Source organism: Salinicola tamaricis (assembly GCF_003006155.1).
Lineage (GTDB): Bacteria > Pseudomonadota > Gammaproteobacteria > Pseudomonadales > Halomonadaceae > Salinicola > Salinicola tamaricis.
Genome location: NZ_CP023559.1, coordinates 1,795,749 through 1,815,992 on the forward strand (window position 1 = coordinate 1,795,749; position 20,244 = coordinate 1,815,992).

Annotated in this window: 17 protein-coding genes and 2 pseudogenes; 15 read left to right on the plus strand and 4 right to left on the minus strand. The window is 65.4% G+C overall.

All coding sequences use genetic code 11. The features are described from left to right. Positions 1 to 59 precede the first annotated feature (59 nt). Positions 60 to 4,535, plus strand: a complete 4,476-nt coding sequence (locus tag CN538_RS08310; RefSeq protein ID WP_106419132.1) for a spectrin repeat-containing protein — start codon at positions 60 to 62, stop codon at positions 4,533 to 4,535. A gap of 54 nt (positions 4,536 to 4,589) precedes the next feature. Here the strand turns inward: CN538_RS08310 and CN538_RS08315 are convergent, their stop codons facing one another. Beyond that, positions 4,590 to 5,453: a YicC/YloC family endoribonuclease gene (locus CN538_RS08315; protein WP_106419133.1), complete on the minus strand. Its 864-nt coding sequence runs from the start codon at positions 5,451 to 5,453 to the stop codon at positions 4,590 to 4,592. Positions 5,454 to 5,635: 182 nt separating this feature from the next. Between CN538_RS08315 and rph the strand changes: the two genes are divergently transcribed. The 3 genes from rph to CN538_RS25085 all read left to right on the plus strand — a co-directional run bounded on the left by rph (position 5,636) and on the right by CN538_RS25085 (position 8,394). Beyond that, positions 5,636 to 6,358 (plus strand): ribonuclease PH, encoded by a 723-nt coding sequence (gene rph, locus CN538_RS08320; RefSeq protein WP_106420594.1) that lies wholly within the window; start codon positions 5,636 to 5,638, stop codon positions 6,356 to 6,358. A gap of 303 nt (positions 6,359 to 6,661) precedes the next feature. Beyond that, on the plus strand, positions 6,662 to 8,200 hold the full coding sequence (gene poxB / locus CN538_RS08325) for a ubiquinone-dependent pyruvate dehydrogenase (protein ID WP_340638291.1): 1,539 nt from the start codon (positions 6,662 to 6,664) through the stop codon (positions 8,198 to 8,200). 38 nt (positions 8,201 to 8,238) lie between these two features. Then, a complete protein-coding gene (locus tag CN538_RS25085; protein WP_340638292.1) occupies positions 8,239 to 8,394 on the plus strand; it encodes a hypothetical protein in 156 nt (51 codons plus the stop codon). A 74-nt stretch (positions 8,395 to 8,468) separates the two neighbouring features. On the opposite strand, the pseudogene CN538_RS08330 reads toward CN538_RS25085, so the two are convergent. Then, positions 8,469 to 9,235: pseudogene (locus tag CN538_RS08330) on the minus strand (exodeoxyribonuclease III). 139 nt (positions 9,236 to 9,374) lie between these two features. Here CN538_RS08330 and pyrE point away from each other — a divergent pair. The 3 genes and pseudogenes from pyrE (at position 9,375) to trmL (ending at position 11,596) form a co-directional block, all read left to right on the plus strand. Further along, positions 9,375 to 10,078 (plus strand): annotated as a pseudogene (gene pyrE, locus CN538_RS08335) (orotate phosphoribosyltransferase). A 337-nt stretch (positions 10,079 to 10,415) separates the two neighbouring features. Further along, positions 10,416 to 10,985 (plus strand): YfaZ family outer membrane protein, encoded by a 570-nt coding sequence (locus tag CN538_RS08340; RefSeq protein ID WP_035470217.1) that lies wholly within the window; start codon positions 10,416 to 10,418, stop codon positions 10,983 to 10,985. Positions 10,986 to 11,125: 140 nt separating this feature from the next. Beyond that, positions 11,126 to 11,596 carry a tRNA (uridine(34)/cytosine(34)/5-carboxymethylaminomethyluridine(34)-2'-O)-methyltransferase TrmL gene (gene trmL / locus CN538_RS08345; protein WP_106419134.1) on the plus strand — a complete coding sequence of 157 codons (471 nt, stop codon included), beginning with the start codon at positions 11,126 to 11,128 and terminating at the stop codon, positions 11,594 to 11,596. Positions 11,597 to 11,616: 20 nt separating this feature from the next. On the opposite strand, the gene CN538_RS08350 is transcribed toward trmL, so the two are convergent. Next, positions 11,617 to 12,072, minus strand: a complete 456-nt coding sequence (locus CN538_RS08350; protein WP_106419135.1) for a GNAT family N-acetyltransferase — start codon at positions 12,070 to 12,072, stop codon at positions 11,617 to 11,619. Positions 12,073 to 12,150: 78 nt separating this feature from the next. Here CN538_RS08350 and rep point away from each other — a divergent pair, with 78 nt between their 5' ends. The 4 genes from rep (at position 12,151) to CN538_RS08370 (ending at position 17,279) form a co-directional block, all read left to right on the plus strand. After that, on the plus strand, positions 12,151 to 14,199 hold the full coding sequence (gene rep, locus CN538_RS08355) for a DNA helicase Rep (RefSeq protein ID WP_106419136.1): 2,049 nt from the start codon (positions 12,151 to 12,153) through the stop codon (positions 14,197 to 14,199). Positions 14,200 to 14,441: 242 nt separating this feature from the next. Beyond that, a complete protein-coding gene (locus CN538_RS08360; protein WP_106419137.1) occupies positions 14,442 to 15,296 on the plus strand; it encodes a tripartite tricarboxylate transporter substrate binding protein in 855 nt (284 codons plus the stop codon). Beyond that, on the plus strand, positions 15,293 to 15,748 hold the full coding sequence (locus CN538_RS08365; RefSeq protein ID WP_106419138.1) for a hypothetical protein: 456 nt from the start codon (positions 15,293 to 15,295) through the stop codon (positions 15,746 to 15,748). The genes CN538_RS08360 and CN538_RS08365 overlap by 4 nt, the downstream gene beginning before the upstream one ends. A 19-nt stretch (positions 15,749 to 15,767) precedes the next feature. Further along, positions 15,768 to 17,279, plus strand: a complete 1,512-nt coding sequence (locus tag CN538_RS08370; RefSeq protein ID WP_106419139.1) for a tripartite tricarboxylate transporter permease — start codon at positions 15,768 to 15,770, stop codon at positions 17,277 to 17,279. 42 nt (positions 17,280 to 17,321) lie between these two features. On the opposite strand, the gene CN538_RS08375 is transcribed toward CN538_RS08370, so the two are convergent. Then, complete coding sequence (locus CN538_RS08375) at positions 17,322 to 18,179, minus strand: LysR substrate-binding domain-containing protein (RefSeq protein ID WP_106419140.1); 858 nt, start codon at positions 18,177 to 18,179, stop codon at positions 17,322 to 17,324. Between the two features lie 138 nt (positions 18,180 to 18,317). On the opposite strand from CN538_RS08375, the gene CN538_RS08380 reads away from it, so the two are divergent. The 4 genes from CN538_RS08380 to CN538_RS20945 are packed head-to-tail and all read left to right on the plus strand — an operon-like array spanning position 18,318 to position 20,243. Beyond that, positions 18,318 to 18,920 carry a cysteine dioxygenase family protein gene (locus CN538_RS08380; RefSeq protein ID WP_106419141.1) on the plus strand — a complete coding sequence of 201 codons (603 nt, stop codon included), beginning with the start codon at positions 18,318 to 18,320 and terminating at the stop codon, positions 18,918 to 18,920. Further along, on the plus strand, positions 18,920 to 19,483 hold the full coding sequence (locus tag CN538_RS20935) for a rhodanese-like domain-containing protein (protein WP_207233685.1): 564 nt from the start codon (positions 18,920 to 18,922) through the stop codon (positions 19,481 to 19,483). The genes CN538_RS08380 and CN538_RS20935 overlap by 1 nt, the downstream gene beginning before the upstream one ends. After that, the gene (locus CN538_RS20940) at positions 19,411 to 19,839 is read left to right on the plus strand and encodes a rhodanese-like domain-containing protein (RefSeq protein WP_207233686.1); all 429 of its coding nucleotides are present in this window, start codon (positions 19,411 to 19,413) and stop codon (positions 19,837 to 19,839) included. The genes CN538_RS20935 and CN538_RS20940 overlap by 73 nt, the downstream gene beginning before the upstream one ends. Beyond that, positions 19,770 to 20,243 carry a rhodanese-like domain-containing protein gene (locus CN538_RS20945; protein WP_207233687.1) on the plus strand — a complete coding sequence of 158 codons (474 nt, stop codon included), beginning with the start codon at positions 19,770 to 19,772 and terminating at the stop codon, positions 20,241 to 20,243. The genes CN538_RS20940 and CN538_RS20945 overlap by 70 nt, the downstream gene beginning before the upstream one ends. The last annotated feature ends 1 nt before the right edge of the window (position 20,244 follow it).

Genomic DNA, 20,244 nt, shown 5'->3' on the forward strand with positions numbered 1-20,244 from the left:
CTTATGTTCCTGACGCCCACACCGCCGGCCATCAGGCCCCTCCTCCCGAAGGCTGGCGCGTGACGCTATCCCAGGCCGTATTGTCGAACCGTGGAACCGGTCAGAAAAAAGACGCTGAACCGGGCGAAAAACAGATCGCCGACGGCGACACCCGAGCGCCCAGGAACCTGAACGACTACAAGCAGATCGTGACCTTCGGAGATGACCTCATTCGCTACGAGACCAAGGGCGGCAAGACCGTCGAGGTCGACCGGCACACCACGCCGGCGCTGTTCGAGACGGTCAAGCAGGATGCCGCCCAGATGACCGCGCTCAACCAGAGCAGCGAGGAGGGCTACGGCGTGTTGCCGCTGGATGCCGAACCCCCTGGCAAGCTGAGCGACTATCGTTTCATCGGCCCGCCCGATGAAGTGGCCAAGGGGGTCATCCGCTACGAGATGCAGAACGGCGCCCGTGTCGTGGTTGCCGAGCGCGCCAACCCAGAGCTCTTCGCTGCCATCAAGAAGGATTATGAAAGCCTGATCGGCATCAACAAGAGCGAGGCGGACGGCTACAAACGCCTTGGCGGCGACGCCACCCCGCCGCCCTACTACAACACCGAGGTCGGAGCGCCCGGTGAAGTGGGGCCGGAGGTGATTCGCTACGAGCATGACGGCGAGAAGTTCGTCGTCGCGCGCAGCGACAATCCTGCGCTCTACGACTACTTGAGCGAGCAGTACGCGACCCTGGGTGGGGACGCCGAGCATCAGTCGGCCATCGATGGTGCGGTCGAAGACGGCGCCATGGTAGCCGGCGCCGAGACCGAGGCGCCCGATTTCAACGACTTCAAGCGCTTTCACTGGCAGAACGATGCGCGCGACGATGTCATCCGCTTTACCACCCATGACGGCCGCGACGTGGTGGTCTCCAAGGCCCTGACGCCAGCCATGTTCGAGACGGTCTCCGAGGCCCAGAAGACCTGGAAGCATATCCACGAACTCGAGGACGACGGTTACCAGCTGCGCGACGCCGACGAGGACATCCCCGTGCTGGGCAAGGGCGACAGCGTCAAGAGCGCTACCGACGAGCACGGCGACGTCATCGAGGGGCTCAAGCTAGTCGAGGTCGACGGCGAAAAGTTCGTCGTCTCCAAGGGGGTGACACCGGAGCATTTCGAGGCCGCCTCCAGCTTCCAGAACACCTCCAGCGAGGATGTCATCGACGACGTATTCGGCGATCACGACCTGCCCGGCTCGGAAGAGACCAACCTGATGGGCCAGGAAACCACCGTCGAGAACGACGATGGCGAGGCCAAGACGGTCACCGAACTCTATATGGAGAAGCTGGAGGAGAAGGCGGAAAACTCGGACAACGAGAACTTCAAGAAGTACGCTCGGCTGCTCGAACTCAAGACTCAACTGGATGATGGCAGTTTTCAGTATCTGCCCTACATGACCGTCGACCATGGCGGCGACTGGACCTACTACGCCAGCGATACCCAGGGTATGGACCCTGCCGACCTGCGTGGCCTGATCCATGAAGAGAAGCTCGGCCAGGAGCTCGCCAAGCTGCTCGGTGACGAGGAGATCGCCAAGTTCACCAACGAGGCGATGGCGGAGGCCCAGAGCAAGATCAAGGATCGCGATGGGCTGGCCGACAAGATCTACGACTCGCTGACCGGCGACAAGGGCGCGGACTATCTCGATGCCATCGAGTCGCTGCGCGACAAGGGGTTCGGCGACGAGGCCGCCACCCGCCTGAACAATGACCTGAACACGCTGCAGGCGCTCGACCCCGAGCGTGCGGCCGAGGCGCGTGGCAGCATCACCGCCGCGAGTGCCGCCAGAGGGGTGGAGGAAGAGCTCGCCGACATCGACGCCGAGTACGATGCTGCCCAGAATGGCGGCGACCTATCGCCGGAGAGCGAAGCGGCCGCGGAGCAGGTTGCCGCCGACATGGTGCCGACCATTCTCACCAGCATTACCTATGGCACCTTCGGCATTCAGACCACCGATGGCGTGTGGCACGCAGTGCAGGATGCGCTCTCCGCCGACAAGACAGACCCCAAGGGCGCGGTACCGCCCAATCTATCGGCGGACGAGAAACTGCAGTTCACCAAGATCATGGCGATCGCCGCCGGGCTCAAGGAGGTCATCAAGACGGCGGCACTGAGCGGCAGTAATCTCGAGACGGCGCTGAAGGATTCGTCTCTCATGCGCGATGTCATGCAGAAGGTGAGCGAGCGGCTGCGCAACATGACCACCAGCCGTGACGGCCAGCCACCCATCGTCGAACTCAGCGACAGCCAGCGTAACAACGTGCAGGGGACGCTGAAATCCCAGTTCCGCAGCCTGATGAACTCGAACGCGATGTTCGCGATCGGCGGCACCGCGGCGCTGGCCAATGCCATCTATCGCCGCTCGGGTGACGACTTCGGCGATACCTGGCAGGAGCGCATGACCGTCGCGCGCGGCATGCTGGTGTTCATCGGCACCACGCCCTTCGCGCTCAAGGGCATCACCGACGCCGCTGGCGCGAAACTCGATGAAGGCAGCCGGCTGGCCAAGCTGTTAAATACTCAGGCGCTCGGTCTCGACAAGGAGATGGGCGATATCCTGCGCGAGCGCTTCCCCGACACCTTCAATGGCGACAAGGCGCCCTCCCTCAACCCGGGCGAGCAGGCGCGGGGCAAGCTGGACGACATCCGCGGCAAGCTCGAATCCTTCGATACCCTCCTCGATCAGAAGGATGCCCCCGACTTCGAGCAAAAGGCCCAGGGGCTGGTCGACGACATCCAGGGCCAGCTCGACGAGGTCGACCGCATCGTCAAGACGTCCGACTCGCTCAGCGACGACGAGAAGAAGGAGATCCAGCAGCGCCTGGATACGATCGAGGATCGGCTCGACAAGGTCGAGATGAAGAAGGAGGGCCTGGCGCCCCAGAATGCGGACGACCTCAGGGGACTCGTCGACGACCTGTTCGAGGAGATCCAGCCTTTCGCCTCTTCGGTGACACCCTCGGAGCAGCGCTTCGCCCAGATCGACGACTTCGACCGGGCGGTGGCGGAGTACCGCGAGCTGCTGGATGCCGACGGCAAGGGTAAGGGCAAGATGCCGGAACAGGCGCCGGCACGGTTCGACGAGATCATGGAGAAGCAGCGTGCCATCCGCGCATCGATCGAAGCCGACCCGACGCTCACCGCCAGCGATCGCGCGCAGCAGCTCGATCGCCTGGACGAGATCGCCAACCGCCTGGACGACGTGCGCCCGACGGACGGCGGCACCCTGCCCAGCGGCGCCGGCGATGCGCTGGACGACCTCGACAACCTCAGTGACGACCTGCACCAGCGCTTCGATCCCGCCAATGGCGAGTCGTCGAAATCCGCGATGCAGTCCTGGAACCAGGCACTGGATGCCCAAGCCGACGTGATGACCAACGGCGAACGCACCCCCGGCGGCACGTTGCCCGACAGTCCCGGCGGTACGTCGCCCGACAGCCCCAGCGGCACCGGTGGCGACAGCAGCAGCAAGAAGAAGACCAATATCTTCGGCCCGGCGCTCAGGGGGCTGGCCTACATGACCGACTTCGCCGGGGGGATTCTCGACACCGTCGTCGCGGGCGTCGGGCTGAACCAACTGATCAAGAATGGCGGCACCCCGATGGAGTTCGCCGCCAGCTCCACGGGCGTGGTCTCCGGCTCGTTCTTCACCATCGGCGGCGCCGCCGAGATCGGGGCGTCACTGCAGACCGCCTCCCGCGTGCTCTCCGGGCTGGGGGCGGGCCTGCGTGCGGCCGGCCCCATCGGCAACCTGATCGGGCTCGGCGTGGGTGTCGTCAGTCTGATCCTCAATGCCGTGATGGCGCAGAAGAAGGGCGCCGAGACCGAAGGCAAGATCCGCGAGCAGTTCGAGCAGTTCGCCGAAGATGGCGTGACCGAGGATGACTGGGGCGAGAAGTTCAACTACCTGATCAACTCCAGCTATGGCTTCAAGGAGATGATGCACGCCGGCGACGACGACAAGGAGCCCGACCCGCTGTTCAAGGAGTGGTTCCCCGAGGACATGGCGGCGTGGGAGGCGCAGCCGGAGCAGTACGAGAAGTTCACCCAGGAGATCCGTGAGAACGGCAACGTCGATGACTTCTTCTTCGACTTCGACAAGGACCAGATGCAGCTCAATATCCACGGCCAGGCGTTCTACCAGGAGCACAAGGAGACCATCGACACCATTCTGTTCAACTGGGACGAGGGCGATGGTGGCAACGACTGGACCGGCGGCGACGATATCGTCAGCAAGTCGGATCTCGAGAAGATCGCCGATCCGGAAAACGGCCACGCCAAGCAGGAGCAGGAGGCGGCAAAATTCCTGCTCAAGAACGAAGAGTTCTTCGCCCTGCTGGATACGCTGCACAAGCAGGATGGCGCGGACGGCAAGATCAGCAGCGCCGACATCGACTCCTGGATGCAGCTGATCGGCGAGCGCGAGATCACCGACGACAACCCCGCCTTCGCGAGAGAAGAGAGCATCTGGGACAACCCCGCGAGCTACAAGCTGTAGCGCCGCCGGGCGTGTTCTGGTCGCGCCCGCCGCCGCCTTCGAGAGGGGCGGGCGCTACTCGATATTCTGAATCTGCTCGCGCATCTGTTCGATCAGCACCTTCAGCTCCACCGCGCAGCGAGTCGTCTCGGCGACCACCGCCTTGGAGGAGAGGGTGTTGGCTTCGCGGTTGAGCTCCTGCATCAGGAAGTCCAGCCGCCGGCCGATGGGGCCCTTTTGCTTGAGTTGACGCTCGACCTCGCCGACATGGGTCTCCAGACGGTCGAGCTCTTCGGCGACATCGGCCTTCTGCGCCACCAGCACCATCTCCGCTTCCAGCCGCTGTGGGTCGAGCTCGGCGCGGGCGCTCTCCAGACGTTCGAGCAGCAGGGCGCGCTGGCGTTCGAGCATCGTGGGCAGGTGGGCACGCACGTTGGCGATCTGCTCGCGCACGCCGTCCAGACGTTCACGGATCAGCGCCGCCAGGCGCTCGCCCTCGCGGGCGCGGCCTTGTTCCAGATCGCTCAGCGCCGTCTCGAACAGCGCCAGGGCGGCGGCCTTGACCGCATCCAGGTCGAGGCGCTGGCTGGCCATCACGCCGGGGTGGGCGAGCAGTTCGAGGGCATTGGGCATCGGCGCTTCCGGCAGCGTGCGGCGTACCTGGCCGAGGGCCTGGGCCAGTGCCGCCAACTGGGCATCGTTGATCTCCGGGGTAGTGCCACCCTCCGCCGGCTCGAAGCGCAGCGCGCACTCCACCTTGCCGCGCGACAGGCGCTGGCGCAGGGCATCGCGGTAGGCGGGTTCGAGATCGCGCAGCGCATCGGCGAGACGAAAGTGCGGCTCCAGATAGCGCTGGTTCACCGAGCGCAGCTCGAGCTGCAGGCTGCCCCACTCGGCTTCATGGGTCTGGCGAGAGAAAGCGGTCATGCTATGGGGCATGGGAAGTCCTTGAGCGCATGGGGCATCTGGGGTCGTGCGTCGCGTCTGTCTATCTATGATCGCGCTTGGCGTCGAGTGTAACCCATCGCCGCTGGGGGATACGCCTCCGAGGCGGCGGGGAATTCGCCGCGCAGTCGGGTAGAATGCGGCGTCTCAATTCACAGGTTTTCGATGAGGCTTTCATGCGCCCGAGTGGACGACGCCCCGACCAGCCCCGCGAGGTCACGCTGACCCGCGGTTTCACCCGCCACGCCGAGGGCTCGGTGCTGGTGAGCTTCGGTGACACCCAGGTGCTCTGCAACGCCAGCGTCGAGGCCGGCGTGCCGCGCTGGCTGCGCGGCAAGAACCAGGGCTGGGTCACCGCCGAGTACGGCATGCTGCCGCGCGCCACCCATACCCGCGGCGGGCGCGAGGCGGCGCGTGGCAAGCAGGGCGGTCGCACGCTGGAGATTCAGCGCCTGATCGGCCGCAGTCTGCGCGCCGCGGTGGATCTGAAGAAGCTGGGTGAATTCACCATCACCGTGGACTGCGACGTGCTCCAGGCCGATGGCGGCACGCGTACCGCCTCGATCACCGGTGCCTGCGTGGCGCTGGTCGAGGCGCTGCAGCACATGCAGCGCAAGAAGCTGATCAAGTCCGACCCCTTTCGCCAGCTGGTCAGCTCGATCTCGGTCGGAGTCTACAAGAATATCCCGGTGCTCGATCTGGACTACCCCGAGGACAGCGCCGCCGACACCGATATGAACGTGGTGATGACCGAAGACGGCAAGCTGATCGAGGTGCAGGGCACCGCTGAGGCCGAGGCATTCTCCCGCGCCGAGCTCAACGCCATGCTCGATCTTGCCGAGGGCGGCTGCCAGACCCTGTTCGACAAGCAGCGCGAGGTGCTCGGCGTGCGCCGCTGAGAGGGTGTTTACAAAATGCCTGCGCTCGACAATACGGCGTTAAAATCGGTCTCAAAATGCTCATTTACCCCGTGTAAACTCCGCTTTTTCGACCGATTTTGCCTTAGCTACGCGCCCCGGTCTGGCCTTCGCTCGCCGAATTTGTAAACACCCTCTGAGCGTGCGACTGCGCTTCCCGGCCTGGCCCGGCTCGCATGGCTGACGGCGTCGACTAGACTAAGGTCTAGTCTTCAGCCCAAGTCATTCATCACCGGGCCGAGCCAGGCCCTGCGCCGGCGCGGCCTCCATCGCCAGGAGAGCAGCGTGGCCGAGTTCACTATTGCGGATCTGATCGTCGATACCCTCGCCCGTGCCGGCGTGCGTCATATCTGGGGCCTGCCGGGGGATTCCCTCAACGGCCTTACCGAGAGCCTGCGGCGTCAGGAGCAGATTCGCTGGCGCGGCGTGCGCCACGAAGAGGTGGCGGCGCTGGCCGCCAGCGCCGAGGCCGATGCCACCCAGACGCTGAGCGTGTGTGCCGGCTCTTGCGGGCCGGGCAACCTGCATCTGATCAACGGTCTCTACGAGGCCCAGCGCGCCGGCGTGCCGATGCTGGCGATCGCGGCGCAGATTCCCTCCAGCGAGATCGGCCTGGGCTATTTCCAGGAGACCCACCCCGAGAATCTGTTCCGCGAGTGCAGCGACTACTGTGAGCTGGTCTCTTCCCCCGAGCAGATGCCGCAAGTACTCGAGACCGCCATGAACACGGCGCTGACCCAGCGCCGGGTGGCGGTGATCGTGGTGCCGGGGGATGTCGCGCTCAAGCCCGCACCGGTCAAGCAGGCGAGTTGGAATCCCCCGGTACGGGGCGTGGCGGTGCCGCCGCCAGAGGCGCTGGATGCGCTGGCCGAGCAGCTTGCCGGCCATTCGCGTATCGCGATTCTCGGCGGCTATGGCTGCCACGGCCATCACGCCCAGGTAATCGCGCTGGCCGAGCGGCTCAAGGCGCCGGTGATCCACGCCCTGCGCGGCAAGCAGTCACTGGAGTACGACAACCCCTACGATGTCGGCATGACCGGGCTGATCGGCTTCAGCTCCGGCTACCAGGCCCTCAAGAAGTGCGACTTCCTGCTGATGCTGGGGACCAACTTCCCGTATCGCGACTTCTTCCCCGAACACGGCAATATCGTCCAGATCGATGAGCGCGGCGCGCATCTCGGGCGGCGCTGTTCGCTGCGCCAGGGGCTGGTGGGGGATATCGGCGCCACGCTGGACGCACTGTTGCCGCGGCTGGCCGAACAGCCCGATCGTAGCTTCCTCGAGGAGACCCAGGCGCACTACCGCAAGGCGCGCCAGGGGCTCGACGAGCTGGCCACGCCGCGCGCCGAGGGCGAGCCGCTGCATCCGCAGTATCTGACCGCGCGGGTCAGCGAGCTTGCCGCCGCGGATACGGTGTTCACCTGCGACGTGGGCACGCCGACGGTGTGGGCGGCGCGCTATCGGGCGATGAACGGGCAGCGGCGCCTGACCGGCTCGTTCATGCACGGCTCGATGGCGACTGCAACGCCGCAGGCGATGGGGTGGCAGGCGGCCTTTCCCGAGCGCCAGGTGGTGGCGCTGGCCGGCGATGGCGGCATCAGCATGTTGATGGGTGATCTGATCACCCTGGTCGAGCAGCAGCTGCCGGTGAAGATCGTGGTCTACAACAACCAGACCCTGGGTTTCGTGGCGATGGAGATGAAAGCCGCTGGGTTCGTCGACAAGGTGACCGATCTATCGCCGGCCAACTTCGCCGAGGTTGCCGAGTCGCTGGGCCTGTTCAGCCAGCGGGGGACTCCTCCGAGCAGCTCGATGCGGCGCTGACGGCGGCGTTCGAACATCCAGGCCCGGCGCTGATCGACGTGCGCACGGCCAAGCAGGAGCTGTCGATCCCGCCGCGTATCCAGGCCGAGCAGGCCAAGGGCTTCAGCCTCTATACCCTGCGCGCGATCATGAGTGGCCGCGGCGACGAGGTGATCGATCTGGTCAAGACCAACTGGCCCTGGCAACGCGGCTAGCCGCCCGCTGTCGTACCCAACGCAAGACGCCCCGCATTGGCGGGGCGTCTGCGCGTCGAGACCAACGGTCGAGATCAGAGCTCGAGATCGTACTCCACGATCAGCGGGGCGAACTCGCTGAAGGTGGCGTCGGTATCGATCCAGGCGTCCTTCACATGGCGGCGGAAGTTGGGGCCGACCACCTGATAGTCGAGACGCCAGCCTTCCTGACGAGCCCGCGGCACTTCCTGGTCGAGCTTGGCCACCAGGTGTACTGGTTGGCGTCGCGATTGACCTCGCGGAAGGTGTCGATGAACCCGGTTGGGCCGAAGACCTGATCCATCCACGCCCGCTCTTCGGGCTTGAAGCCGGGGGTCGTCTGGTTGTCGGTCCAGTTGGCCAGGTCGAGCGTCTTGTGCGCGATGTGCCAGGTGCCGCAGATGATGTATTCGCGCCGCTTGCGCGCCATCTTGTTCAGATACTCGAGGTACTGGGTCATGAACGTCTGCTTGGCGGCCGGGTCCTGGCCGTCCGGCATCAGGAAGGTGGCGATGCTGAAGCGGTCGTAGTCCGCCTGCAGAAAGCGCCCTTCGTGATCGCACTGCTCGAAGCCCAGGCCATACATGATCGCCTTGGGAATCTTGCGACAATAGAGCCCGACGCCGGAGAAGCCGTCCTGCTCGGCGTCCAGGAAGTAGCCTTCGTAACCCTCCGGATAGAGGATGCTGTCGTCCAGCTCGAAGCTCTTGGCTTTCAGGTTCTGCACGCAGACGACATCGGCATCCTGCTCGGCCAGCCAATCGAGAAAGCCTCGTTCGACGGCGTCACGGATCCCGTTGACATTGATGCTGGCGATTTTCATACCGTGTTCCTTCTTCGTCGCGCGTGTATGATACCCGAGCTTGCGAGATTTAGGTAAAAGCGAAGCGCCTTAAATGGGGGCGCAAGCGACACAAGACAACGGCCGAGACTGACACAGGGGGGCTCGAGTGAGCGCGGAGATCCAACCATATCAACGGGAGTTCATCGAATTTGCCATCGCCGAAGGGGCGTTGCGGTTCGGTGAGTTCACGCTCAAGTCCGGTCGGGTCAGCCCCTATTTCTTCAATGCCGGCCTGTTTCGCTCCGGCCGCGCCCTGGCCAGACTGGGCGTTTCTACGCCAGCGCCATCGCCGACAGCGGGATCGAGACAGATGTACTGTTTGGTCCAGCTTACAAGGGTATCTCGCTGGCGGCGAGCGCAGCCATTGCCCTGGCCGACCATCACGACCGTGATATCCCCTTTGCTTTCAACCGCAAGGAAGCCAAGGACCACGGCGAGGGCGGCAACATCGTCGGCGCCGAACTACGCGGTCGGGTGCTGATCGTCGACGATGTCATCACCGCCGGCACCGCCATTCGCGAAGTCATGCAGCTGATCGAGGCCGCCGGTGCGCGCGCCGCCGGCGTGGTGATCGCGCTGGACCGCCAGGAGCGCGGCCAGGATGGCGACAGCCTCAAGCCGCACAGCGCCATCCAGGAGGTCGAAGCGGCCTACGCCATGCCGGTGATCAGTATCGTCAATCTCGACCAGATGCTCGCCTATCTCGAAGCGCGCGAGCCCGGTGCCGGCGAGCCCGACGACTTCAGCCGCCACGCCGAGGCGATCCGCGCCTATCGTGACCGCTACGGCGTGACCCCCCGTGGCGTAAACACTGCCTCATAACCCGGACGCGCTGGGTTTTTACGCATTAAAACGCCTTTCACAACCGCTAGACGACGTGGGCTTATCCGGTGGCAGGGCGTCGCGAGGGCGCTGTGAACCCCTCCCTAGGCGCTACCTTTGCCATCCCTGGCAAAGGACCCTCGCTTTGCCCTGCCCCCGGCGCCCACCGTCAGGGGGTTGGAAATGGGCTCTTGGCCGAGCCGCTTCCCCGGCGGCTCGGGCAGGGCACCGGGGGATTACAAACAGTTTAAAAAACACCGTTTGATAATTTGCCGGATTATGTCACGCTTAAGCCGCAAGGCCAACGCGTTTCGGCGCGACTTTCTGGAGACGTGACATGATCAAGCGCAGCCATTTCAAACCTTTGGGCTTCGCCCTCGCTACCGCCACTTTCGTTTTCGCCAGTCAGCAGGCGATGGCGCTGAGCGTATCCGCCAACGGCGGCAAGGACTCCTTCGGGGTCGAGGCCAGCCAGACCATTCTGCCCAGCCTGCGTGCCGGGGTGGGTTATCTCAACACTGACGACAGTGGCCACAACGCCAAGGCGTACTCCGGCTCGCTGATGTTCACGCCGTGGCTGCCGGGCGTCGATCTCTCGGTCGGCGGGCGCTATCAGTACCAGGATACCCACTATGGCAACGGTGGCGGCCTGGGTCTGGGCGGTTCTGCCTTCGTCGACACGCCGATCCCGCTCACCTCGGTGGGGGCCTACGGCTTCTACACGCCCAAGGGCCTGGCCCACGGCGATATCGACAAGAGCTACGAGTACGGCGCCCAGGCGCGGGTGAACATCATCTCGCACACATACCTCTACGGCGGCTATCGCTATATGCGTACCGATTTCGACAACGACGATGGCCACACCCTGGACAGCGGGCCGGTGCTGGGCGTCAGCGTCGGCTTCTGATGTCGCGCATCTGTCATCGGGCCGGCGATACCCAGCCTGTGTAATCGGTCACGGTAACCGGCCCCGCCATCGGCGCCCCATGTGGGCGCCGATGGCGTATCATGCGCTGTGATGCCCGTCCTCACCGCGAGGCTGCCGCCATGCTCGATATCGTTCTGTTCGAACCCGAGATTCCGCCCAATACCGGCAATATCATCCGGCTCTGCGCCAATACCGGCTTCCGGCTGCACCTGATCGAGCCGATGGCCTTCGAGCTGGAGGACAAGCGGCTGCGCCGCGCCGGCCTCGACTATCACGAGTGGGCGCGGGTCCAGGTGCACGCCAACTGGTCGGCGTTTCTCGAAACCGTCGGGCCGGAGCGGGTCTTCGCGGTCTCGACCCGCGGCCGCCACGGCTACCACCATATCCACTATCGCGAGGGCGATGCGCTGGTCTTCGGTCCCGAGACACGCGGCCTGCCCCAGGAGATGCTGGATGCCCTGCCGCCGGCGCAGCGTCTGCGCATTCCCATGCTGGCCGACAGCCGCAGCCTGAACCTCTCCAACGCCTGCGCCATCATCGTCTTCGAGGCGTGGCGCCAGCTCGACTTCGCCGGGGCGGTGGATGTCTGAGCGCGGCCTGGGGCGTCGGTTTACAGCCGCCGGGTCATGAACACGCTGTAGGGGTCTTCGACGTAATCGCCGAAGGGCCCGCAGGTCTCGAAGCCGAATGCCGCATAGAGCCTGTGCGCCGGGTCGAAGTGCGCCGCCGAGCCGGTCTCCAGACTCAGGCGCTCGAACCCCGCCGCCCGCGCTTCCTCGATCAGCCGGGTGAGCAGCGCCCGGCCCACGCCGCGGCGCAGATGGCGTTCAGCGGTGCGCATCGACTTGAGTTCGGCGTGTGTCGCATCGAGGCGCTTGAAGGCGCCGCAGCCGAGCAGCTCGCCATCTTCCCAGGCGCTATAAAAGTGCACGTCCGGGTGGCGCAGGGCCGAGAGATCCAGCGCATGCCGGCTCTCCGGCGGGGAGTGGGGCGCGAAGTCCGCCAGGTGGGCTTTAAGTAGCTCGGCGATCTCCGGCCCGCTCAGGTCGTCTCTTTTGATCTGCATGGGGTGTATCATTCCCTGTCTATCGTTCTCATGTCAGCGTTCTGATCTCACCGTTCCTACCTCTGCGATTCTGCCCCCATGTCCGATATCCGCCAACGCCTTGCCAAGCTCAACCCGCGCCAGCAGGAAGCGGTGCGCTATATCGATGGTCCCTGTCTGGTCCTGGCCGGGGCCGGCTCGGGCAAGACCAGCGTGATCACCACCAAGATCGCCTATCTGGTCCAGGAGTGCGGGATGAGCGCGCGCAAGATCGCCGCGGTCACCTTCACCAACAAGGCGGCGCGCGAGATGAAGGAGCGCGTGGGGCAGATGCTCAAGGGGCGTGAGGGCCACGGGCTGACCGTCTCCACCTTCCACAACCTGGGGCTCAACATCATCCGCCGCGAGCTCAAGGCGCTGGGCTTCCGCCCGGGCTTTTCGCTGTTCGACCCGGAAGATGCCAAGGCGCTGCTGCGCGACCTGATGCAGAAGGAGGCCGACACCGACGCCGAGCAGATCGGCGCGGTGCAGAGCCAGATCTCCCAGTGGAAGAACGACCTGGTGCTGCCGGGGCACGCGATCTCCCACGCCGCGGACGAGGACGAGCAGTACGCCGCGCGCATCTACGAGGCCTACAACCGCCATCTCAAGGCCTATAACGCAGTCGACTTCGACGACCTGATCATGCTGCCGGTGGTGCTGCTGTCGAGCGACCCCGAAGCCCTGGCGCGCTGGCGCAAGCGTATCCACTACATGCTGGTGGACGAGTACCAGGACACCAACGTCAGCCAGTACCAGCTGGTGAAGATGCTGATGGACGAACGCGCCACCTTCACCGTGGTCGGCGACGACGACCAGTCGATCTATGCCTGGCGCGGCGCACGCCCGGAGAACCTGGTCACCCTGGGCGAGGATTTCCCACGCCTGAACGTGATCAAGCTGGAGCAGAACTATCGCTCCACCGCGACCATCCTGCGCGCCGCCAATACCCTGATCGCCAACAACCCCCACGTCTACGACAAGACCCTGTGGTCGGACATGGGCCAGGGCGATGCGATCCGCGTGATCGTCAACCGCCACGAGGAGGCGGAGGCCGAGCGCGTGGCCGGCGAGATCCTCACCCGGCGGATCAAGGAGCGTGCCGAATGGCGCGACTTCGCCGTGCTCTACCGTGGCAACTTCCAGGCTCGGCTGCTGGAGCTCAAGCTGCAGCACCACCAGATTCCCTACAAGCTTTCCGGCGGCACCTCGTTCTTCTCGCGTAACGAGATCAAGGACGCCATGGCCTATCTGCGTCTGCTGATCAACCCGGACGACGACAACGCCTTCCTGCGTATCGTCAACGTGCCGCGCCGGGAGATCGGCCCCGGCACGCTGGAAAAGCTCGCCAACTACGCCTCTGACCGTGGCGGCTCGATGTTCTCCGCCTGCCATGAGATGGGGCTGGAGCAGGTGCTGCCGACGCGTGCCGTCGAAAGGCTAGGGCGCTTTGCGCATTTCATCGATGGCGTGCGCAAGCGCATGGATCAGGGCGACGCCATCGCCGCGATCCGCGAGATGATCCGCGACATGGACTACGAAGCCTGGCTCTACCAGAACGCCAGCGCGCCGACCATCGCTGAGCGCCGCATGGCCAACGTCTGGACCCTGATCGATCAGCTCGAGAAGTCGATGCACCGCGACGACGAGGAGGGCGAGGCCTCTGAAGAGACCGACGACGTGCAGTCGGCGATCTCGCGCCTGGTGCTGCGCGACATCCTCGAGCAGCAGGCCGAGGAAGACGACTCCGACCGCGTGCAACTGCTCACCATGCACGCCTCCAAGGGGCTCGAGTTCCCGCATGTCTATCTGATGGGCCTGGAGGAGGAGCTGCTGCCGCACCGCAACGCGATCGAGGCCGGCACCATCGAAGAGGAGCGCCGCCTGGCCTATGTCGGCATCACCCGCGCCCGGCGCACGCTGACGCTGACCCTGGCGCGCCAGCGCAAGGCTTACGGCGAACTGCTCGACTGCACCCCGAGCCGCTTCCTCGACGAACTGCCGGCGGACGATCTGGAGTGGGAAGGTCGCGCCGACAAGGAGAACCCGGAGCGCAAGCAGGAGCGTGGCCAGAGCGCCATCGCCGGGTTGAGGTCACTGCTGGGGTAGAGGGAATGGCTGCCGAGAGGTCGATAGGGGCTGCCAAAGTTAAATGATGCTTATAAGTTAATCGGATTTGTTTAATTGATGGCGTAACTGTTCGGCGATAGCGTGAGGGGGTCCCATACATAACACAACCAAGGACCTCCCATGATTCGCCTCCGCTCGTCGTTTTCCGTCGCCCTGGTCATGCTGGCCTCCGCCTCACTGGCTCAGGCGGCTGACTATCCCAACAAAACATCGATTACGTCGTGCCTTTCGCCTCCGGCGGAGCGGTGGATATCACCGGTCGCATGATCGCCGAAGCGGCGCCGGAAGCCTTCGACGGCAAGAAATTCATCGTCAAGAACATGCCGGGTGGCGGGGCGGTCGTGGGCCAGACCTACGTGAGCTCCGCGCCGGCCGATGGCTATACGCTGCTGGCGATGACCTCGTCGGTGATCAACAACTCGCTGATGAAAGACGTCAGCTACGACCTCGACAGCTTCACGCCGCTGGCGCTCTACAACCTCGATCCGGAGGTCATCGTCACCTCGGCCAAGGGTGACCTTCCCGATCTCAAGGCGTTCCTGGCGGCGGCTTCCCATGGCAGCGTCAGCATCGCCACCCCCGGCAACTCCACCTCCCACCATATCGCCGCCCTCGCGCTGGCCCAGCAGCAGGGGCTCGATTTCCGCTATGTCCACAATGCCAGCGCTGCCATGCAGCTGCAGCAGCTCATGGGTGGCCACGTGCAGGCGGGCTTCATGTCGCTGGGCGAGGCGGTGGGGCCGGCCAAGGATGGCAACATCCGTATTCTGGCGGTGATGGACCAGGCCCGCAGTGATCTGGCGCCGGACGTGCCGACCTATCAGGAAGTGACCGGCGACGACGTGCAGTGGGGCACCTTCCGTGGCATCGGCGCACCGGCCGGCCTGCCCGACGAGGTCGAAGCCGAGCTCGCCTCGCGTCTGCAGAAGGTGCTGACCTCTCCCGAGTTCATCGAGCGGATGGCCGCAGCCGGCTACAAGGTGGATTACCGTGATGACGCTGCCTTCCGTCAGTATCTCGACAAGACCGCCACCCAGATGGAGCAGGTGATTCCGCTGCTGGAAAGCCAGTCGTGAGTCGTCATCTGGGAATCTCGGCGCCGGCGCGGGGCTTCGACCTCGCGCTGGCGCTCCTCTGTGGCGGTCTGGCGGTCGCTGTACTGATCGTCAGCCGAGGCTACCCCGAGTCGGCGGCGGCACTGCCCGAGATCATCGGTTATCTGCTGCTGGCCTGCGCCGTCGCGCTGGGGTGCTTCCCCGGCAAGCGTGCCGACTTCGAGGCGGTGCGTGGCGCCAGGCTGGTGATGACCCTGGCCCTGGTGATCGCGGCGGTCGCGCTGATCGAGTGGGTCGGCGCGGATATCGGCCTGTGGGTCCTGTTCGTCGGCTGTGCCTGGATCATGGGCTATCCGCTGGGCGGACGCCTGCTGGTCATGGCGCTGGCCCTGGTGGCGCTGATCGGCGCGGTGTTCGGCGGCCTGCTGGGCGTCGCTCTGCCGGGCCCGATCTTCGGCCCGCTGTTCGCCTGACCCCACCGAGGAGCATTCGATGGATTACTCTGCGTTGTGGGCCGCGGGGCTGCATGCGTTCAGCCTGTGGCCGCTGTTGAGTCTGTGTGCGGGCGTGGCGCTGGGGCTGGTGGTCGGCTCCATTCCCGGGCTCAACGACACCATCACCCTGGCGGTACTGGTGCCGGTGACCTTCGCCATGCCGCCGGACATCGCCTTCCCCCTGCTGGTGGGGGTCTACTGCTCGGCCTGCTTCGGCGGCTCGTTCCCGGCCATTCTGCTCAAGATCCCCGGCACCGCCTCCTCGGTGCTCACCGCCATCGATGGTCATGCCATGGTCAAGCAGGGCAAGGCCGGCATGGCACTGGGGATCGCCACCTACAGCTCGACCTTCGCCGGTACGTTGTCGGCGCTGGTGCTGGTGTTCTTCGCCCCGCTGCTGGCTCAGTACGCGCTCAAGTTCGGCCCTGCGGAGTACTTCTCGCTGAGTGTGCTGGGGCTATCGACGGTGGTCGGCATGGGCGCCGGCAATGCCATGAAGAGCGCCTTTGCGTGTCTACTCGGGCTGCTGGTGGCGATGATCGGGATGAGTCCCGAGGCGGGCTTCCCGCGGTTCACCTTCGGCAGCTTCTGGCTCTTCGAAGGGCTGCCGCTGACGCCGATCCTGATCGGCCTGTTCGGGCTGAGCGTGGTGTTCGAGATGCTCTCCACCCGCGCCGAGACGGCGGCGGGCGATCGCATCGACCGCACGCCGATCCGCTTCGGTGACATGCTGCTGTCGGCATCGATGATCAAGCGGCTGCTCCCGACCTGGCTGAGCGCCTCCGCGCTGGGCAATCTGATCGGTATTCTGCCGGGGGCTGGCATGCTGGTCGCGATCTACCTGGCCTACGAGCGGGTGAGACGGCGCTTCGGCGAGCGCTGCGGCCAGGGCCTGCCGGAGGGCGTGGCCGCTCCGGAAGCCGCCAACAACTCGGTGGTCGCCAGCTCGATGGTGCCGCTGCTGTCGCTGGGCATACCGGGCAACTCTACCTCGGCGCTGTTCCTGGGGGCGCTGTTGATCCAGGGGCTGCGTCCCGGGCCCGGGCTATTCGAGGCCAGCCCCGACGTCGCCTATCTGATCGTGATCTGCTTCGTGATCGCCAACCTGATGATGTTCCCGCTGGGGCTGCTCCTGGCCCGGCTGGTGCCGAATCTGATTCGGGCCATCCCCCAGCCGCTGCTGGCGGCATCGATCGCCTGTCTATGCCTCACGGGGGCCTATGCCATCGGCAACAGCGTATTCGGGGTGGTGGTAGCCGTCTGTTTCGGCGGCATCGGCTTCGTGTTCAATCGCCTGCAGGTGCCGCTGTCGCCATTCATCCTGGCGCTGGTGCTGGCGCCGGTGATCGAGCGCGCATTCTTCCAGAGCATGGCGCTGTCGAGCGGTTCGTTCACCTACTTCGTCACACAGCCGCTGAGCGCCGGCATGCTGCTGTTCACGCTGCTGTTCCTGCTCTGGCCGCTGGGGCGACGCTACATCCGCCGGCGGCAACAGGCGCTGGCTTCGTGAGGCACTGGCTCTGTGAGGCACTGGCTTTGTGAGACGCCGGGGTCACGCCCGCCCGCCGATCTGACTGGCGATCAATTGATAGAGCTTGGTGGCCGCCTCGCTCGGGTTGTCGTCGCGCAGGTAGAGGTAGAAGTTCATGTCCGGCAGCGGCGGCAGGCCCTGACGCTCGCCCAGTACGCGAAACTCCGGCGTGACCATCTCGACGCTGCGAGCGGTAATGCCGAGCCCCGCGCGCACCCCGGCCTTGATGCCGGCCAGGTTGGGGGCGACGTAGCTCTCCTTGTAGGCGCGGCCGGCGCGCTGGAGCGCCTCCAGCGCGACGCGGCGGAAAATGCTCGGCTCGTCGGCCAGCACCAGCGGCAGCGGCGCGTCCTCGTCGAGCTGGTAGTCGCTGGCGGCGAGCCACACCACCGGTGAGCTGCGCAGAAGCAGATGCTCGCGGTCTTCGGCCTGACGTGTGGAGATGGTCAGGTCCAGTTCGCCGGCGAACAGCATGTCCATCAGGTCGGGGCTGCGGCCGACATGGATCGCCATCGACAGGCGCGGATTGGCACGCGCAAAGCGCTGCAGGATGCCGGGGAGTACGGTATCGGCGATATCGGCAGGCGCCCCGATGCGCACCGGACCGCTCAACTCCTGATCGTGCAGCGTCGACCAGAGTTCGTCGTGCAGGGCCAGCAGCCGCCGGGCGTATTCGGCCAGACGGATACCCGCCGGCGTCAGCTGCTTCTGGCGCCCCTGCTTGAAGAACAGCGACACCTGCAGCTCCTCCTCCAGACGTCGCATCTGCTGGCTGATCGCCGGCTGCGACTTGTGCACCTTGAGCGCGGCCCGGGCGAAGCTCGACTCGTCGCAGATCGCCACGAAGGTGCGCAGCAGAGAGAGATCCAGGTGCCGCATATTGTTAAGACCTCGTTATGTTTGTGGCCTGAAAGCTTAATATATCGGAGAACTTTAATGCAGTAGTTTGGGGTTCTCCTACCGGGACGCGCCGCCTGCGACGCGCTCATCGTTTGCCATTACCGAGGAAACCGTGCCATGGCTCCCACTGCTGAAATTCGTCAACAGACCGTCGAGTCCACGCTGCATCACGTGCGTGACATCATCGAACGCCAGGGTGTCAACCGTGATGCGCTGGCGCAGGTGCTGAAGGCCCTCGAGGGGCTGGCCGCCCAGCGTGAACTCTGGAACGAGGCGGAGTTCCCGCCGCCGGGGGCCGACGAACGCCAGGCGCGCTATCTGATCGATCAGACCCCCGAGCAGACTTTTGCCCTGTATCTCAACGTGATGCGCCCGGGTAAGCGGATTCCGCCCCACGATCATACGACCTGGGCCTGCATTGCCGGGGTCGAGGGGGAGGAGCTGAACACGCTCTATCGGCGGCTCGACGACGGCAGTGTCGACGGCAGGGCCGAAATCGAGGTGGATCGTGAGGTGCGCATCGGTGCCGGTAGCGGCGTGGCCCTGATGCCCAACGATATCCACTCGGTGCTCATCGAGGGCGAGCAGCCGATCCGCCACCTGCACCTCTATGGTCGCGCGCTGGAAACGCTCACCGAACGTACCACCTTCGATGTCGAGGCCGGCACCTGTCGGCTGATGGACATCGGCGTGCAGACGCGCTCGACGGGGGCGCGTTGATGTCGACGATTTCCCCTGCCGCACTCAAGGCACGACTCGGCACGGCGGGTGCGGAGCTGGCGTTTCTGGACGTGCGCGAGTTCGGCGAGTACGGCATGTCGCATCCGTTTCACGTCGTCAATCTGCCGCTCAGCCGGCTGGAGGCGGGTATCACCCGGTTGGTGCCCAGGCTGGCGGCGCCGATCGTGGTGATGGATCGCGCCGACGAAGGTCGGGCCCGCCATGCGCAGCAGCGTCTGAGCGCCTTGGGGTATCGCGATGTGGCCGTGCTGGCGGGGGGCGTCGAGGGCTGGACCGAGGCCGGATTCGGCTGCTTCGCCGGGGTCAATGTGGTCAGCAAGACGTTCGGCGAACTGGCCCATGAGCGCTTCCACACGCCCGTCATCGATGCCGAGACGCTGGCCGCGAAGCAGACACGGCACGAGCCGCTGCACATCTTCGATGGCCGCCCGCTGACCGAGTACCACAAGATGAACATCCCCGGCAGCGTGTGCTGCCCAATGGCGAGCTGGCCCGGCGACTGCCGGCGCTGCTCGATGGCGATCGCGAGACGCCGGTGGTGATCAACTGCGCCGGCCGCACGCGTAGTATCGTCGGCGCTCAGACGCTGCGCTGGCTGGGGATCGACAATCCGGTCTACGCCCTGGAGAACGGGACCCAGGGCTGGCGGCTGGCGGGGCTCGAACTCGAGCACGGCAGCCAACGCCGCTACCCGCGTGGGCGCCTGTCGATGAGCGCTGGGCGCAGGCCGCGCAGACCACGGCGACAGCGCACGGGGCGCGGGCGATCGACACCGCTTGCCTCAATGACTGGTTCGCCGACGAGACCCGCACCACCTATCTGTTCGACGTGCGCACCGCCGAGGAGTACCACGACGACGGCCATCCCGAGGCGGTTCACGCGCCTGGCGGGCAGCTGATCCAGGCCACCGATCACTGGGTCGGTGTCTACCGGGCGCGGATCGTGTTGCTCGATGACGATGCCTGCCGTGCCCCCATGGTGGCGGCATGGCTGGCGCTGATGGGGCACGAGGTGGCGTGGCTGGAGGGCGGTCGCCGCGGCTGGGGCGAGATCGCGGTGGCGGCGGGGCGCGGGGTGGCGGAAGTGCCCCCCGACGTGCCGACGCTCGAGGTGGCAGCGGCGCTCGATAGCACCCAACTGCTCGATCTGCAGCCCGGCATGGCCTATCGCCAGGCGCATCTCCCGGTGCCCGCTGGGTCAATCGTGCGCTGCTGGAGACCCAGCTCGCCGATCTCGACCCCGGTGCACACACCGTGCTGGTGGGTGATGCCGGCGCCGTGGTCTGCTTGCTGCCGGATCTGAA